Here is a 16,444-nt window from a genome sequence, read left to right as displayed (position 1 = left end):
ATAGTTGTATATGTTAACACTGTTACCCATACTACAAGGTGCAAATATTGAAGAAAAAATAAAAGAGGCACCTGACAACTCCTATGAAATTGGTGTGTTTATAGGTTCTATGTTGCCTTTTGTTGTATTGGTAATTATTGCTTACGTCATTTACAGATACAACAAAAACAAACTTAATAAAGACTAATAATGGGAGGAAACATGCTTTTTTTGGTACTGGCAATAGTACTGATTATCATTTACGTTTACAATCGCAACAAACGTCGTTAATTATCGGGTTTTCAGCCAGCCTGTAATACTCATGCGTTCTGTTTTAACAGGTTTTACTTCGTGCTCTAAAACCTGACTTTCAAAAATAACAACCCGTCCAGGAAACGGATAGATAACCTTTTCCACTTCCTGTCCATTTTCATAGAAATACAATACCAATTCACCGCCATTTTCTGGAAGCCAACCATCTTCATTTAAATAGCATACAAAGGACAATTTTCGTCTATCATCATTTTGAAATGTATCTAAATGTCTCCTGTAAAACGTCCCTTCAGGATATAAAGCATAATGAAACTCCTTTTGCAAAATACCCATGAAACAGGTTTTGTTTAAATACGAAACCAAATCATTTATTTTGTTAAAAAATAGCTTCTCTTTATCATCCGCTTTAGATTCATCCATCCACAGAATCATATCGCCTCTAATAGATTTTGCAATAGTTTCATTTACGCGATTTCCAATAGCCGCCTTTTTAAAGTTGTCTTCTTCTTGTTTGCTTAATAACGACCCTCTTAAAATAGAAACTTCATCGTACGAAAAAAAATTCTCAACAATACTGTATTGTTGCGTTGAAATATCACTTATAATCTTTTCATAAAGTGGGTTTTCAACAAAATCAATGGCTTCAAATAATTGATCCATAGGTCGCTGGTTTTAAAAAAAGTGCGCAAATGTAATCTAAAAATCAATTGCTTTTACAAAACAATTATCTTTGCAATGAAAAATTATATTATGAGTAATATTCGAATCACCAAACAATTCTCTTTCGAGACAGGACATGCACTTTATGGCTATGATGGGAAATGCAAAAATGTGCATGGCCACAGTTATAAATTGTCGGTAACAGTTATTGGAGAACCCATATCAGACAACGATAATGTAAAATACGGTATGGTAATAGACTTTGGTGACTTAAAGAAGATTGTAAAACATGAAATTGTGGACGTGTTTGATCATGCCACTGTGTTTAACAAAAACACACCCCATGTAGAGTTGGCAAAAGAATTAAAAGACCGAGGGCATAATATCCTATTAGTAGACTACCAGCCAACAAGTGAGATGATGGTTATTGATTTTGCTGAAAAGATAAAAAAGCATTTACCTAATCACATTGTATTACATTCATTAAAATTACAAGAAACCGAAACCAGTTTTGCTGAATGGTATGCTAGTGATAATTAATTTAATTTGTCATGCTGAACTTGCTTCAGCATCTATTATATTTACTACATGAATATCCCACAAGGAAAAAAGATTTACTTCGCATCAGACAACCATTTGGGTGCGCCAACACAAGAAGCTTCTCGCCCTCGAGAGCTTAAATTTGTAGCTTGGTTGGACGAAATCAAACAAGATGCAGCAGCTGTTTTCCTAATGGGCGATTTATTCGATTTTTGGTTTGAATACAAAACCGTAGTTCCAAAGGGCTTTACAAGGACTCTTGGTAAATTGGCCGAAATCACAGATTCGGGCATTCCCATTTATTACTTTGTGGGCAATCACGATTTATGGATGAATGGTTATTTTGAAAAAGAACTCAATATTCCTGTGTACCATAAACCGCAAGAATACACCTTTAACAACAAAACCTTTTTTATTGGTCATGGTGATGGGTTAGGTCCTGGTGACAAGGGTTATAAGCGCATGAAAAAGGTTTTTACCAACCCGTTTAGTAAATGGCTCTTCAGATGGTTGCATCCTGATTTAGGTGTTAGACTAGCACAACATTTGTCCGTAAAAAACAGATTGATTTCCGGTGATGAAGATGCCAAGTTTTTAGGCGAGGATAATGAGTGGTTGGTACAATACTGCAAACGTAAATTGGAAGACAAACACCGAGATTATTTTGTATTTGGACACAGACATTTACCGCTTGAAATAGACCTCAACCAAACATCTAAATATATCAACTTGGGCGATTGGATAAACTATTATACCTATGGTGTTTTTGATGGTGACAATTTTGAGTTGAAGAAGTTTTAAATTTCTTCTTTTTCATGCTCCTCTATATCTTTTGTCAAGTCTAACTCTCTTAATGGTTTGTTTTTGGTGCCTATTATAGCAACCACTATCATTGTCACAGTGCCTCCTAACATCACCGCTAAGGGCGCTCCAAACAACCTGGCAGCAATTCCGCTTTCCAGTGCTCCTAGTTCGTTAGAAGATCCAACAAACATAGAGTTAACAGCGCCTACACGACCTCGCATATCATCAGGTGTTTTGAGTTGTAGTATGGTTTGTCGAACCACCATAGAAATGCCATCAAAAACACCGGAAAAGAACAAGGCCAAAACACTTAACCACATCAGTTTTGATGCTCCAAAAATTATCATGCAGACACCAAATCCAAAAACCGAAACCAGTAATTTTTTTCCAGTATTCTTGGTAATGGGAATATAGGTTGTTGCTAACATAGTAATAATGCTCCCAGAGGACAGTGCGGCATTTAGTATGCCGAATCCTTTGGGTCCTGCATCTAAAATATCTTTTGCAAACACAGCAAAAATAGCAACAGCACCACCAAACAAAACGGCGATCATATCTAAAGTTAGTGCGCCTAAAATAACTTTGTCATTAAACACAAACCGTATTCCGGCTTCCAAACTATCTCTTACAGATTCATAAACTTCTTTATTTAAAATGGGTTTCTTCTTTATTTGAAAAACCAAAAACAAGGCTAATAGCACCAATAGAAATATAATGCCCAATGTAATGTGAACTCCAATCCAGGCAATTAAAAAGCCACCCAATAGCGCACCAAAAACATTGGCACCTTTCCAAGTACTACTACTCCATGTGGCAGCATTTGGATACACCCTTTTTGGAACCAATAAGGCAATGAGCGAAAAAATAGTTGGACCAAAAAAGGCCCTTAAAACTCCTCCAAAAAACACCAAGCTATAAATGCCAAACAAAATAGTTTTGGTACTCCATGACAATTCAATGGTTTCAGAGGTCAGCCAAAACAGCCCAAAACTTATCAATGAAAACAACGCAATGCAGCGCATAAATAGGTTTCGCTTTTCCTTTTTATCGACAATATGGCCTGCAAATGGTGCTAATAAAAACGCAGGTAAAAATTCACAAAGACCAATGATCCCAAGAGCTAGAGGATCTTCAGTTAATGCATAGACTTGCCATTCAATAACGACAAATTGCATGGACCAAGCCAAAACCAAAGCAAAACGCAAAACCAAAAAGATGTTGAATTCTTTGATTCGTAATGCTGCGTAAGGGTCATTTTTCTGCATAGATTATTTAAAAATTAGTTTGAACTCCACACGCCTGTTCAGTGCGCGACCTTCTTCAGAGTCGTTGTCGGCGACTGGAAATTTGTTGCCGTATCCTGTTGCTGTAATACGCTCTGGCCTTAAGCCTTTTGAAATTAAATATAAAGCAACTTCCTTGGCACGTAATAAGGACAGTTCATCATTTCGTTTTTGAGTGCCTACATCATCGGTATGACCATAAATTTCAATTTGCAGGCGCTTATTGGCATCTAAATATTTATAAAGCTGATTTAATTCTGCTTTAGAAGATTCCAATAATTCATGTTTGTCAAAATCGTAAAGAACATTCTTTAAGGTATACACTTTATCGTTCTCTAATACTTGGTCTTTTTCTATAGTTTGTGACTCTGAATAAGATATTGTTTCAGAATGTAAAGGCTCGATACTGACATCATCAATAAAGTAATAGGAAGCATCTGGATCTTTTGTGCTGTGCATCTTTATTTTGGAAATTTTACTGTTTTTATCGAAGTTTCCAATAATAAAATTTGATTCAAATCCCTTGGCCGTGTATTCAAACGTTATTTTTTCCCAACCTGTTTTTTCAATGTAGTGACTTTGACTATTGATCAACACAAAATAACTATCAGAAATTTCATTCAAAATCTTATTTAAGTTTATGTATTCATCTGATTCCCGCTTAAAGGGCTCTTTTAAAAACAAAACACCCAAATCCCGAATGGCATGGCTACACTTTTCGGCCAAACTGATGTAAAACGTCATCGTATAAGTATCACCAATAATCAATGGCCTTGATAATTGCCCTTGAACATATTCTCGATAATTTTCAGGTGCCAAAACGTACATCCCAGCAAAACCATTTCCTGATCTAGAACTTTGTTCGCCAAAAAAATTAGTTTCTCCAACGTCCTTACTACACGCATTAAAATAATCGGTTGAGCCAAAATTTGGGGTGTTCCAATCAGTGACATTATGATTAAAATTTCCTATTATTGATGGGCATCTTTTATACTCCTCAAAACTCGGGTTTAAAACCAAATTTTGTGACATCGTGAGTTGAAAACACAGGATAAGCAGTATGAAAAATCGTCTATTCACTATTTTAAATCCCGTAATTTCAATTGAAGTGATACGGTTCCATTCCAATGATTTTCGTCAATGGTATAAACCGCTTTAAACGGTTTTCTATCTGAAATCAAATCGTATTTATCGCCTAGACCAAAACCAATACCCACAATCTGCTGTGTGCCGTCGGTTACAGTGACTCGTAAATGGGATTCATCTTCGCCCACACATTTACCATAACCGGTATCGCGAATATTCTCACTCATAAAAACAGGAGTCATATTCCCTGGTCCAAAAGGTGCAAATTGTTTTATGATGCGCCATAACTTCGCATCAACTTCAGATAATTCAATGGATAAATCAACCTTAATTTCTGGAGTCAATAATTTGATGTCAATAGTTTTTGAAACCACATCTTCAAAAGCTTGTTTGAAAGCTTCGTAGTTTTCTTCCTTTAATGTTAGTCCAGCTGCATATTTATGTCCGCCAAACTGTTCGATATGCTCACTACAGGCTTCCAAGGCATTATACACATCAAAACCAGACACCGAACGTGCCGAAGCGGCTAACTTATCGCCGCTTTTCGTAAAAACCAAGGTGGGTCTGTAGTAAGTTTCGGTTAATCGAGAAGCCACAATACCAATAACACCTTTATGCCAAGTTTCATGGTAAACAACAGTAGTAAAACGTTCCTGTTCCTTTTGTTCTTCAATTTGTTGTAGAGCTTCTTCTGTAATTTGTCTATCTGTTTCACGTCTATCAGTATTAAAAGTGTCTATTTCAACAGCATATTCAACAGCTGTATTAAAATCGGTTTCGGTTAATAAGGTTACGGCATGATTGCCATGCTTCATACGACCTGCTGCATTAATTCTTGGTGCCACAATAAACACCACATCGGTAATGGTGAGTTCTTCTTTTTTAACTTCGGCTATAATAGCTTTGATACCTGGACGTGGATTACCATTAATCACTTGCAATCCAAAATATGCCAAGACCCGATTTTCTCCAGTAATGGGAACAATATCAGCTCCAATGGCAGTAGCTACCAAATCTAAATATGCGACTAAATCCTCAACCGATTTCCCTTGTTTGGATGCTAATGCCTGAATAAGTTTAAACCCAACACCACAACCACAAAGTTCTTTATAAGGATATTCACAATCTTGTTGTTTAGGATCTAAAACGGCAACCGCATTCGGTAAGGAATTACCTGGTCTGTGATGGTCGCAGATGATAAAATCAATACCTTTTTCTTGGGCATAAGCCACTTTTTCAATCGCCTTAATGCCACAATCCAAAGCAATAATAAGGGTAAACCCATTGTCTTCTGCAAAATCAATACCTTGATAGGATACACCGTAACCTTCTTCATAGCGATCTGGAATGTAAGTTGCTACTTTTTCTGTTCGAGTTTTTAAATAGGAGCTCATTAAGGCTACAGAAGTCGTTCCATCTACATCATAATCGCCATAAACCAAAATATTTTCACCATTCTCCAGAGCCTGTTCAATACGTGATACGGCTTTGTCCATATCCTGCATCAAGAATGGGTCATGTAAATCATTTAAACTGGGGCGAAAAAACGTTTTGGCGTCATCATAGGTTTCAATACCACGTTGCAACAAGAGTATAGCCACAATATCATCAACCTGTAAAGCTTCTTTGAGAACCTTGACTTTTTCTGGGTTTGGATTTGGTTTAAGCGTCCAGCGCATACTATTTATTATGATAGTGAACAGATGTTTTTACATTGGCAAACTTTCGAAACATTTCCATGACACCACAGTATTTTTCAATGGATAAGTCAACAGCTTTTTTAATTTTAGCTTCGTTTAAATTTTCCCCATAAAAATGATATTCAACGGTAACGCTGTGATAATATTTTGGGTGTTCCTCGGTCAATTCGCCATAGGTATCCATTCTAAAATCGGCTAGTTTTACTTTCATTTTATCTAGAATCGACACCACGTCTAAACCCGAACAACCAGCAAGCGCCGAAAGCATCATGGCCTTTGGTGATAGGCCCGAGTTGTGTCCTCCATGCTCTGGACTGGTGTCCATTAATACCGTTTTTCCGTTTGGGTTGTCGGATTCAAAAAGCATATTCCCTTTCCAATGTGTTGTAACTTTATTTGTTGCCATTGCTATAGATTTTTCGTTTATTGTGTCATATCAAAAATACCAATAAAAAATAGACTATGCCACTAGTAACACCATTATCACCCGAGCACGATTTAGAGACCAAGGAATTGGCGGAATTCTTTAACGAAACGCTTGGTTTCTGTCCAAATTCAGTGCTCACCATGCAACGCAGACCTGCTATTTCTAAAGCGTTTATAAACCTCAACAAAGCCGTAATGGCCAACGAAGGTCGTGTAACCTCTGCTTTAAAACGTATGATTGCTTGGGTGAGTAGTAATGCTACGGGTTGTCGCTATTGTCAAGCACATGCTATTCGTGCCGCAGAACGCTATGGTGCTGAACAGGAACAACTGAATAACATTTGGGAATATAGAACCCATCCTGCTTTTAGTGATGCCGAACGTGCTGCCCTCGATTTTAGTTTGGCTGCCAGTCAAGTACCTAATGCTGTTGATGAAACCATTAAAAAACGCTTGTATGAATATTGGAACGAAGGTGAAATTGTTGAAATGCTAGGAGTGATTTCATTGTTTGGATATCTGAACCGTTGGAATGACAGCATGGGAACATCTATTGAAGATGGCGCTGTAGAAAGTGGCGAACAGTATTTAGGGAAGCATGGTTGGGAAAAAGGGAAGCATGTTTAATGCCTACTAAACTTTATTTTGATTGATTTTTTGGTATTACCCTCAACAATGATGTTTTTTGTAAAGATTGTTGCCCAAATAGTATCTTTTGTAATTAGTTCATTGGACACCAAATCAAAACCTAATTTTATTCTTTGAGTTGAATCAGATACTTGAATTGGGTTTTCTAATAGCTTTACATTTTTTATTATTGCTTCTTTCTTTTTGAAGTTCAATAAGGTTTCGTCGGTATATTTCTTTAGCTGAATAGATATGTCTTCATTGAACTCTGGATGTTTCTGTTTCAAAACTAATAAGTCATAAAATTCTTGTAATTTTTCTATACTCAACTTTTGATGCTCAAAACGTGTGGTTTTTGAAACTGCATAAGTCTCAGGAATGGCATATTCTTCATCAATAGTAGCTTCTTCAAAATCTATTGATTCGGTGCTTATGCTTTTTGTTTCGTTATTATTACAAGAAATAATAATTATAATAATAAAAATATAGATTAGTTTTTTCATTTTACTATGAATTTTAACGATACTATCTTTCCTTCCTCTATTTTCTTATCTAAAATTTCTATGCGTTTTAAACTTTTTGTGGGAATTGTAAGCATTCTAATAAATTCATCTTTAGAGTACAACTCAATATCCATACTGTTTTTAAACAGTCTATAAATCTTTACATCCTTTGAGAAGAGAGCTTTTAATTCATTAACATGATTCTTCCAATCTTTTATGTTACCATTTGCATAGTAATTTAACATTAGTGCATAGTCGTCTGTTTTAACCTCAACAACTTGGTTATAATTAGACTTTATATTTCTTATTATAGTATCAGTTTTATGATATGGCGATTGAATAATGAATTTAATAATATCATGTTTTGTTTTAAAACTAAAACAACCCATACTATCCGTTTTAAGATGAATTGGAGATTCGTTTTCTTGAAGAATTTTAATGTCTAAATGTGGGGTAGTAATTTTTTCATTCTTTACAGTGTCGACAAAACAAAACTCAAAGTTGTTTTTAGAATTCAAGTGATAAACAAAAAAACAAATTGGAATTGGAATTAAAATCCAATACTTAAAAAATTTATTTTTTGATTTTCTCTTTACGTTAGATTGATGTTTGGCTTTAAAAGCATTCCAGCTATCAAAACCAACATAAATACTCAACAAATTTAGTACATCAATTCTAGGTAACTTTTCTGGTGTGTTTTTTATATAAGTATAAAACCATTTTTCACTGACTTTACCTTTAACTCTATTAAATAAATCTTCTTGAAAAGCTTCAATTTCATCTCCTTTCCAATGTTCAATTGAACTTGAAATACTATTACTTCGCAAGAAAGTAGTTTCTACTTCTTGCTTTAATGTATTAAAAAGATGTCTATCTACTTTGTTCAATTGTAGTTATTTGTCTGAATAATAGCTATTTGAGAATTGTAAAATACTTTACAAAAGTTTTACAAGAGCTTTTCAAAAAAAGGCTTACCCAACTTAATATGTTTGCTTATATAATTCTTAAAAATAAAAAATTATGAAAGCAAACGTATTTAAAACTATATTTAAAATTTCAGCTCTAGTTATTTGTTTAATTAGTGTGTCATGCAATGACAACTCTTATAAAGAATCTGTTGTTACTGAAGCAGTTGATCTATCTGAAGATTATGAAAGTATCAGCGCAGAAGAAACAATAACTAATTTTGCTGTAAAACAAAATGCTGTTCCAATTGATTTAAAAATTATTAAATCTGCATCTGCTCGATACAAAGTAAACGATGTAAAAGAAGCGACTCATAAAATTAAAATCATCGCTCAAAAACATGGTGCTTACATATCTGACTTAAGATTTCAAAATGACCTTTATAAAAAAGAGAATCGTTTTACAATTAAAGTGCCTCATCGGTATTTTGATAAAATAATGGATTCTGTTTATACAGTTGTGGATTTTGTTGAATATGAAAATATAACAACAAAAGATGTTTCCGAAGAATACATTGATTTAGAAACTAGACTAAAAACTAAATTAGAAATCAAAAAAAGGTATGAGGATATACTTCGTAAAAATGCAAAAACAGTTGAGGATATTTTAAAAACTGAAGATAGATTAGGTGTAATTCAAGAAGAAATTGAAGCGGCTCAAGGACGTTTAAAATACTTAACAAACAAAGTGGCATTTAGCACTATTCAAATTGATTTATATGAAACCGTTGACTATGTTGAAGAGCCTAAAAGTTACACCAAAACATTTTTAGATAAAACTAAAGAAGGTCTTTCCAACGGTTGGCATTTTATAGAGGCCTTTGTTATTGTTCTTATAAATATTTGGCCCTTAATAATTATTGGTGTTTTTACCTTTGTGATTATTAAAAAAAGAATGAGAAAATAATATTTTTCTTTTTTAATTTATTAAAACCTTGCTAGAAATAGTAAGGTTTTATTTTTTGATAAACCAAACCCTATAAACCTTGCGTTAGTAAGGGTCCTTTACTTTTATATTCATAAAAATTTATTTCTGAAGGTAAATTTTACTGTCCTATTTTAAAAATGATAAAATACTCACTTTTGAAATATAAGAATTAAACTAAAGTATAATTTTTACATGAAACCGTGTCACAGCACAAACTAAACCGGTAATATACTTTAGCTTGAAATATAAATTATGGATTATTTAACAAGCATAAGTCAGGCAATTATTGCAGTAGTATTAATTAATAACATTGGAAAGTCAATAAGAATTTATCAATTAAAAAAGACTGAAAGTTCTAAAATTGAATCTATTGGAAGCTATGAGAAAAAATCAAAAATAAAATATGCTTTTTCGCGATTTTACAGAAAATCGAAGATTGATTGAGCTTACTCTTTTAACTTTTTGAGGATGTTACTTGCTGTCGCTATAATTATTGTGCGTGATGCTTCAATATCTACAGCAATACCAACTTTATCAGAAACCATATCATTTGTAGAATCTAATGCCTTAAGATACCAGTCTTCCCAAGCTTTTATTATCTCAATTTGAGTAGAACGGTTGTCGCCATTTTTTATGGCCAATTGACCTTGTTTTAACTCGTCATTCAATCTAGAAATCGCAGCTGTTTCAATATTCTTTATAACAACTTTTGCTGTAGTTTCATCAGCATTCAATAATTTATAAGCCGAAACTAAAGATGCTGTACCTACATTTTTGAGGGTTTCCTTTGAAACCTTATCCAGTCTATCATTATCGGTGTGGTAAAACTGGTCTGTAAAATGCCAAAACAAGACACTCGGAATATTGCCTTTTAAAAATGGGACGTGATCGCTACCGCCTTCAAACGGATTTGTTTCAACTACCCAATTGGCTTGTTTCCCTTGAGCCTTAAATTCACCAATTAAAAAGTCGTTTAAATAATGAGGTTTCATTTGGCTTAATGTCATTTTACTTCCGCCCCATTCTGTATGCTTATCATTACCTCGTGTCCAAATAGCGCTTGGATCTGGCATTTTTTCTATTAAAAACGTCCCTCCAGTTATAGCCGTATTTTCGCCTACCATATCGAGACTAATTCCCCATTTTATGTTTTTAGCACGTGCTTTATCTTCTTCAACATAACGCCCTGTAGATACTATTTCGTCGCCCCAAAGAAACGTTAATGTTCGTTTAGGATTTATTTTGTTTTCTTGTATAAGTTTAGAAGTAAGAGTGGCCATTTCTAATGCCACACCAACTCCGGTAGCGTTGTCATTTGCACCCGGCTCTTGAACATGGGCACTAAATACAAGACGTTCCTTTGGCAAAATGGCCCCTTTAATGTCCGCTACTATAGTTAATTCCTCCGATTCGTATATGTTTGTTTCTATGTTAACTTTTAAATTGACTTTCCCGTTTTCTAAACGTTTTTTTAATCGCTCTTTGGCTTCATAAGACAAGGCTATTGCCCAAGGTTTTAATTTGGGTTGTAATTGAATAGAGCGAAACTGAATAGATGTGGTGTTCTTTTCTGGTTGTAAATATGAAGGCATATCATAAGTAAGAATTCCTATTGCACCACCTTGAACAATTGCTGCATTAAATAATCGCCATGGATTGGTTTCTGCAAAAACAATTTTTCCTTTTACATCAAGCTTATTAATTTTCTTAAGGTCTTTTACATAAATAACTTCAGCGGTAGTGCCTTCTTTTGGAGTGCTATAAGAATTTAAAGCCACCATATTACTATTGGTAGCTTGTGTTAACAGTGGTTTATCTTCACCTTCAATTGAAAGATTGGCATCAACAACTTCCCAAGTTGGTTTTTCCAAAGGGCGTTTTTCTATTCTGTAAGTTAATCGATTTGTTGATGAGGCTTTTTCTTCTAAAACAAAACCCGCCTCCTCTAAATGTTCAGCAATAAAAGTAATGCTATTATTAAAGCCTGTATTTCCCACTACACGCCAATACTGTTCAACAAAAGCAGTCGTTTCGTAAGCTAAATTGCCTGTGAATTGTTCGTTTAAAACATCGGAATAATAACTTTCTTTTTGCTCTTGGGCCGATAATAAGCTAACTATCAAACAAATTAAAACAGTGACTAGCGACTTTGTATTAATCATAAATTTTGGAAATACGTTTTAAAAAGATAAATGTAGTTTTTTTTAAGTAAGCAATTGATGTACACGTTGTTTTAATTCTGGTAAAACTTCAATCTCAAACCAAGGGTTTTTGGTAAGCCAAAACCGATTTCTGGGACTTGGATGCGGTAAGGGTAAATAATTTGGTAAATAATCTTTGTAATTTTTAACTGTTTCGGTCAAGGTGTTTTTAGTTTGCTCTTTTAAATAGTAACGCTGTGCATACATCCCAATTAAAAGCATCAATTCAACCTGTTTCATGCTATCAAATAAGGGTTGGTGCCATTGTGGTGCACATTCTGGTCTTGGAGGCAAGTCACCTGTTTTCCCTTTTCCAGGGTAACAAAACCCCATCGGTATAATGGCAAAGTTTTTGGGGTTGTAAAATTGCTCGTTAGTAACATCTAGCCAATTTCGTAATTGTCTGCCGCTAGCATCATCCCAGGGAATTCCTGATTCATGGACCTTGGTTCCAGGCGCTTGACCAACAATTACAATTTTAGAATCTATATCAGCTGAAACCACAGGTCGTGGACCTAATGGTAAATGGTCTTTGCAGATAGTGCAGTGTTTTATGTCCTCTAAAAGATTTTGCATATTGTTTTTTAGATTCTGAACGCGTTTCGAGAGCATTTCGACAAGCTCAATGTGACACCTCAACGTCCGTTCAGAATGACAAATTATTTTCTCCCACCAACTACAATCACAATCTCGCCTTTGGGTGGTTTATTGGTGTAATGTTCCAAAACGTCTTTGGCTGTCCCGCGAATGGTTTCTTCATAAAGCTTCGTCAATTCACGGGAAACAGAAACGGGTCTATCTTCTCCAAAATACTCGCAAAAATGGGAAAGCGTTTTTAAAAGCTTGTGGGGAGATTCATAAAAAATCATGGTTCTGGTTTCTTCTGCCAATAGTTTCAGCCTTGTTTGGCGCCCTTTTTTAACTGGCAAAAAGCCTTCAAATACAAACTTATCGTTTGGCAAACCGCTATTTACCAAAGCAGGTACAAAAGCGGTTGCGCCAGGTAAACATTCTACGTCAATACTATTTTCAATACAAGCCCTTGTCAATAAAAAACCAGGATCGGAAATGGCTGGTGTTCCAGCATCGCTGATTAAAGCTATGGTTGTTCCGCTCTTTAATTTGTTTATTAACCCTTCAACCGTTTTGTGCTCATTATGCATGTGGTGCGACTGTGAAGGCGTGTTAATTTCAAAATGCTTCAGGAGTTTGCCTGATGTTCGTGTGTCTTCAGCTAAAATTAAATCGACGTCCTTTAAAACTTCAATAGCTCTAAAAGTTATATCTTTAAGATTTCCTATAGGTGTGGGAACAATGAAGAGTTTCATAAGGTTGGTCTATTTATTTCCAAATTTACAATCTTTTCAAGTATATTCACGCAACCATTTTTGGTTTCAGGCATCTACTATAAAACTAACCTATGCTAAAGCAAACACTTTTACAACTTTTTGCTTTTTTATCTCTTCTGGTATGTTATTCGCAATCAACAGATTTAGCCATTTCTGTAGAGGCTCAAGATTTAGATGGCAGCGATATTTCGCAAGCACATATATACGAAGAATTCCAATATTTAGTGACAATTACAAATTCTGGTAATGCTGTTGAAAATGCTTTTTTTTCTCAAACCATTAACCAGAATGTTTCTGTGTTGTCTTTTATAAGTCAAAATCCTGTTGGTGGAACGTCATTAATAACCGACTTATCAATTTCTGGCAATGAGATAACTGGAACAATTGCTAGCTTTCCAGCGTCATCAAGTATAGAAATAAAGGTGGTCGTAAAAGCACCGGAAAATATAGGTGGTATTGCTACGTCTGTCAATATTTCTCCGCCAGATAATATAACGGATACTAATCCATCAAATAATGTTTCTATTATTTCTATTGATATCACTGATGTTGCTATTGATTTTACAATTTTTCAAGAGCAGGTATCGCCTCCTCAAGGAACAGCAATTTCAGCATGGAATGATTCCGTAACGTATCATTTTACAATAACCAACAATAGCGCTATTAGTTTTTCTTTAAATGCTTTTAGACATCACTTGTCTCTAAATTCACCGTTAAGTTATGGTTCCGCTTATGTTGAATTGATTTCTGTTATGTGTATTGAATCTACAAATGGAACAGCCTGTATTGAAGATTTAGACTTCACTCCTGGTTTACAGTTAATAGATTCTACATCGCCAGAGCCACTTTTTGAATTCACTGAATCTCATGATATAACTTCTAACGGGACATTAACTTTGGAGCTAATTTATAAATATCATGAACCAGAATGTGCTACTGAAATTGGTATTATTGAGACTTTAAGTTCAGGAGCAATTGAGATAAATCATGATAATGAATCCTCAAACACTTCAAATGAAATTATTACAGAATTACTTACTTCTGATTTTTGTCAAGAAACTGATGTTTGTATAGATACTGTTCAAATTGACCCTATATTTGGAACACCTATTAATTATAACCAAATTATAACCCTTGAAACTACAGTTTGTAATAATGGCCCACTTGACGCTGATGTTCTAGTTAGCCTAAGAAACTATACAGTTGATTTAATTTGGGAAATACAATCTATAACATGTATTGCAGGTTCATCAACTATGCCCTGTAATGATATTAATTTTGCTAATGCTGGACAGTATTGGGTTAGTAATACTTTTAACATGCCAGTTGGTGAGATTTTAGTCATTCATACCGAGCTCAAATTTTTAGAACCCGAATGTTCGCCAAATTCAGATCCTGAATATGGCAATATGAGATCTAATATCACCATCTTATCTAACGGTATAACTGATTCTGATTTAAACAACAATAACGATGCTGATATTGTTCAATTACCCACAGCAGAATTATGTGATATTGTTGATCTTGAAATTATAAAAACACAAATTTCTCCAGAATTACCAGAAGGTAGCACAGAGGACCAAACAACTTCTTGGGGACCAATAACCTATCAAATAACAGCTTCCAATTTAAGTCCTGATGACACCTTTATAGAGTTAATTGATTTCATGCCGTTAGTTGATATTTCTACTGCTACAGCTGTTTTAGAATCAGTTAGCTGTGTTTCAAGTACTGGAAATGCTACTTGTCAAGATTTGCAACACACAAATATTGGTGTTGAATTAGATGGTGTATCAGATAATGATGAAGATACTCCAGATGTTTTTTGGGAAATTATATTAGATGATAATTGGCTTTTACCAGGAAATAGTTCAATTACATTTGAAGTGGTAATTAATTGGATTCCTGAATGTTCCTTTGATGTGATACCAACAATAAACAATGTTAGTCTTTATCCTGATAGTTCATTTATTGATACTGTTGAAGGCAACAATAACAGTTCTGTAACCACATACTTTGCCCCTTGTATAGATCTTGTGGTACAGACATTTCCAGAATTTCCTACAGTGTTAGCCAACCAATCTTTTAATTGGATAGTAGATATAACTAATAGTGGAACAAGTGTTTCTGCACAAGATGTAACATTCGAAAACCTTTTAGGTTCAGAATTTACTCTTAATGGAATTCCAAGCTGCCAGACAACTTTTGGTAATGCTGATTGTATAACTCTTTTTGATATTGATGGTAATTTTATATCAGGTAATATTTCTAATATGGAGGAAGGTTCAACGATAAGAATTATTATTCCAGTAGAGGCTCCAAGTTATGGTGGAGCTTTTACAAATACGGCAGAAGCCATACCAAGCCCTCAAAACAATGAAGAGTTAACACCAGAAACCAATATTTCAATTAGTAGTGTTCAAGTTCTAGCGCCTACATTGGAAAAAAGTTTTAATCCAGATATTATTTTTACAAATGAAATAAGCACACTTACCTTTACCATTTTCAATCCAAATATAAATACACCTGAAACAGATGTAGCATTTATTGACAATCTTCCAAATGGATTGATTCTGACTTCTTCTCCTGAATGGGTTTCTAGTAATGGTAGTTCTGGAAACTTTTTAGGTGATATTGGAAACAATTTCGTAGGAATTGAAAATCTTAATATTCCTATTGGAGTATCAAGTTGTAGTTTTTCTGTAGATGTAACATCGAGTGAGCCAGGAATATTTGTAAATAGTACATCAAACTTTACAAACCAAAATAATATAGATACTTCCCAAGTTTATGCCGAACTTGAAGTGCTGCAAAATCCTAATGAAGGTCTTAATTGTGTAAAAATTCCTCAAGTTTTTACGCCCAATAATGACGGTATTAATGATTATTTTAATATTGAGTGTTTAGAGGACTTTCAATCAAATAAACTATTAATTTATAATCGTTATGGAGCATTGTTATTCGAAGCTGAAAATTATACTAATGATTGGGCTGGCAAACCAAATAGAGGCTTTATCCATGATAAAAACAAACCTCTTCCAGTTGGAACCTATTATTATATTCTTACATTAGAAAATGAAAAACCAATTATTGGATGGGTCTATTTAAATTATTAATTAC

Annotated in this window: 17 protein-coding genes; 7 read left to right on the top strand and 10 right to left on the bottom strand. The window is 34.4% G+C overall.

What is annotated here, in order from left to right:
* The first annotated feature begins 10 nt into the window (after positions 1-10).
* The gene (locus K7G76_RS01400) at positions 11-187 is read left to right on the top strand and encodes a hypothetical protein (RefSeq protein WP_223032416.1); all 177 of its coding nucleotides are present in this window, start codon (positions 11-13) and stop codon (positions 185-187) included.
* An 83-nt stretch (positions 188-270) separates the two neighbouring features.
* On the opposite strand, the gene K7G76_RS01395 is transcribed toward K7G76_RS01400, so the two are convergent.
* On the bottom strand, positions 271-912 hold the full coding sequence (locus K7G76_RS01395) for a 2OG-Fe(II) oxygenase (RefSeq protein ID WP_223032415.1): 642 nt from the start codon (positions 910-912) through the stop codon (positions 271-273).
* Positions 913-1,002: 90 nt separating this feature from the next.
* Between K7G76_RS01395 and K7G76_RS01390 the strand changes: the two genes are divergently transcribed.
* Both K7G76_RS01390 and K7G76_RS01385 read left to right on the top strand, forming a co-directional pair.
* Positions 1,003-1,452: a 6-pyruvoyl trahydropterin synthase family protein gene (locus K7G76_RS01390; protein ID WP_223032414.1), complete on the top strand. Its 450-nt coding sequence runs from the start codon at positions 1,003-1,005 to the stop codon at positions 1,450-1,452.
* A 48-nt stretch (positions 1,453-1,500) separates the two neighbouring features.
* Positions 1,501-2,253 (top strand): UDP-2,3-diacylglucosamine diphosphatase, encoded by a 753-nt coding sequence (locus K7G76_RS01385; RefSeq protein ID WP_223032413.1) that lies wholly within the window; start codon positions 1,501-1,503, stop codon positions 2,251-2,253.
* Here K7G76_RS01385 and K7G76_RS01380 read toward each other — a convergent pair.
* Genes K7G76_RS01380 through K7G76_RS01365 form a run of 4 tightly spaced genes read right to left on the bottom strand, consistent with a single transcriptional unit; the run spans position 2,250 to position 6,731 of the window.
* Complete coding sequence (locus K7G76_RS01380; protein WP_223032412.1) at positions 2,250-3,521, bottom strand: MFS transporter; 1,272 nt, start codon at positions 3,519-3,521, stop codon at positions 2,250-2,252. The genes K7G76_RS01385 and K7G76_RS01380 overlap by 4 nt on opposite strands.
* 3 nt (positions 3,522-3,524) lie before the next feature.
* Positions 3,525-4,571, bottom strand: coding sequence for an OmpA family protein (locus K7G76_RS01375; RefSeq protein WP_223032411.1), 1,047 nt, complete (start codon positions 4,569-4,571; stop codon positions 3,525-3,527).
* Between the two features lie 47 nt (positions 4,572-4,618).
* On the bottom strand, positions 4,619-6,304 hold the full coding sequence (recJ, locus tag K7G76_RS01370) for a single-stranded-DNA-specific exonuclease RecJ (RefSeq protein WP_223032410.1): 1,686 nt from the start codon (positions 6,302-6,304) through the stop codon (positions 4,619-4,621).
* A gap of 1 nt (position 6,305) precedes the next feature.
* Positions 6,306-6,731: an OsmC family protein gene (locus tag K7G76_RS01365; protein WP_223032409.1), complete on the bottom strand. Its 426-nt coding sequence runs from the start codon at positions 6,729-6,731 to the stop codon at positions 6,306-6,308.
* A gap of 56 nt (positions 6,732-6,787) precedes the next feature.
* Here K7G76_RS01365 and K7G76_RS01360 point away from each other — a divergent pair, with 56 nt between their 5' ends.
* The gene (locus tag K7G76_RS01360) at positions 6,788-7,378 is read left to right on the top strand and encodes a carboxymuconolactone decarboxylase family protein (RefSeq protein ID WP_223032408.1); all 591 of its coding nucleotides are present in this window, start codon (positions 6,788-6,790) and stop codon (positions 7,376-7,378) included.
* Here the strand turns inward: K7G76_RS01360 and K7G76_RS01355 are convergent.
* Positions 7,375-7,881, bottom strand: a complete 507-nt coding sequence (locus K7G76_RS01355) for a hypothetical protein (protein WP_223032407.1) — start codon at positions 7,879-7,881, stop codon at positions 7,375-7,377. The genes K7G76_RS01360 and K7G76_RS01355 overlap by 4 nt on opposite strands.
* Entirely contained in the window at positions 7,878-8,768 is an 891-nt protein-coding gene (locus K7G76_RS01350) for a hypothetical protein (RefSeq protein ID WP_223032406.1), read from the bottom strand. The genes K7G76_RS01355 and K7G76_RS01350 overlap by 4 nt, the downstream gene beginning before the upstream one ends.
* Positions 8,769-8,901: 133 nt before the next feature.
* Between K7G76_RS01350 and K7G76_RS01345 the strand changes: the two genes are divergently transcribed.
* Positions 8,902-9,753 (top strand): DUF4349 domain-containing protein, encoded by an 852-nt coding sequence (locus K7G76_RS01345; RefSeq protein ID WP_223032405.1) that lies wholly within the window; start codon positions 8,902-8,904, stop codon positions 9,751-9,753.
* Between the two features lie 273 nt (positions 9,754-10,026).
* The gene (locus K7G76_RS01340; RefSeq protein WP_223032404.1) at positions 10,027-10,218 is read left to right on the top strand and encodes a hypothetical protein; all 192 of its coding nucleotides are present in this window, start codon (positions 10,027-10,029) and stop codon (positions 10,216-10,218) included.
* Between the two features lie 2 nt (positions 10,219-10,220).
* Here K7G76_RS01340 and K7G76_RS01335 read toward each other — a convergent pair whose 3' ends face one another.
* The 3 genes from K7G76_RS01335 to rsmI all read right to left on the bottom strand — a co-directional run bounded on the left by K7G76_RS01335 (position 10,221) and on the right by rsmI (position 13,303).
* Positions 10,221-11,936, bottom strand: a complete 1,716-nt coding sequence (locus K7G76_RS01335; RefSeq protein ID WP_223032403.1) for a M28 family peptidase — start codon at positions 11,934-11,936, stop codon at positions 10,221-10,223.
* A gap of 42 nt (positions 11,937-11,978) precedes the next feature.
* Positions 11,979-12,551 carry a uracil-DNA glycosylase family protein gene (locus tag K7G76_RS01330; RefSeq protein WP_223032402.1) on the bottom strand — a complete coding sequence of 191 codons (573 nt, stop codon included), beginning with the start codon at positions 12,549-12,551 and terminating at the stop codon, positions 11,979-11,981.
* 83 nt (positions 12,552-12,634) lie between these two features.
* The gene (gene rsmI / locus K7G76_RS01325) at positions 12,635-13,303 is read right to left on the bottom strand and encodes a 16S rRNA (cytidine(1402)-2'-O)-methyltransferase (protein ID WP_223032401.1); all 669 of its coding nucleotides are present in this window, start codon (positions 13,301-13,303) and stop codon (positions 12,635-12,637) included.
* Positions 13,304-13,395: 92 nt separating this feature from the next.
* Here rsmI and K7G76_RS01320 point away from each other — a divergent pair, with 92 nt between their 5' ends.
* Positions 13,396-16,440: a gliding motility-associated C-terminal domain-containing protein gene (locus tag K7G76_RS01320; RefSeq protein ID WP_223032400.1), complete on the top strand. Its 3,045-nt coding sequence runs from the start codon at positions 13,396-13,398 to the stop codon at positions 16,438-16,440.
* Positions 16,441-16,444: the final 4 nt, after the last annotated feature.

It is taken from the genome of Hanstruepera marina, from assembly GCF_019880635.1.
GTDB lineage: Bacteria > Bacteroidota > Bacteroidia > Flavobacteriales > Flavobacteriaceae > Hanstruepera > Hanstruepera marina.
This window is presented reverse-complemented; position numbering and strand designations above follow the sequence as displayed.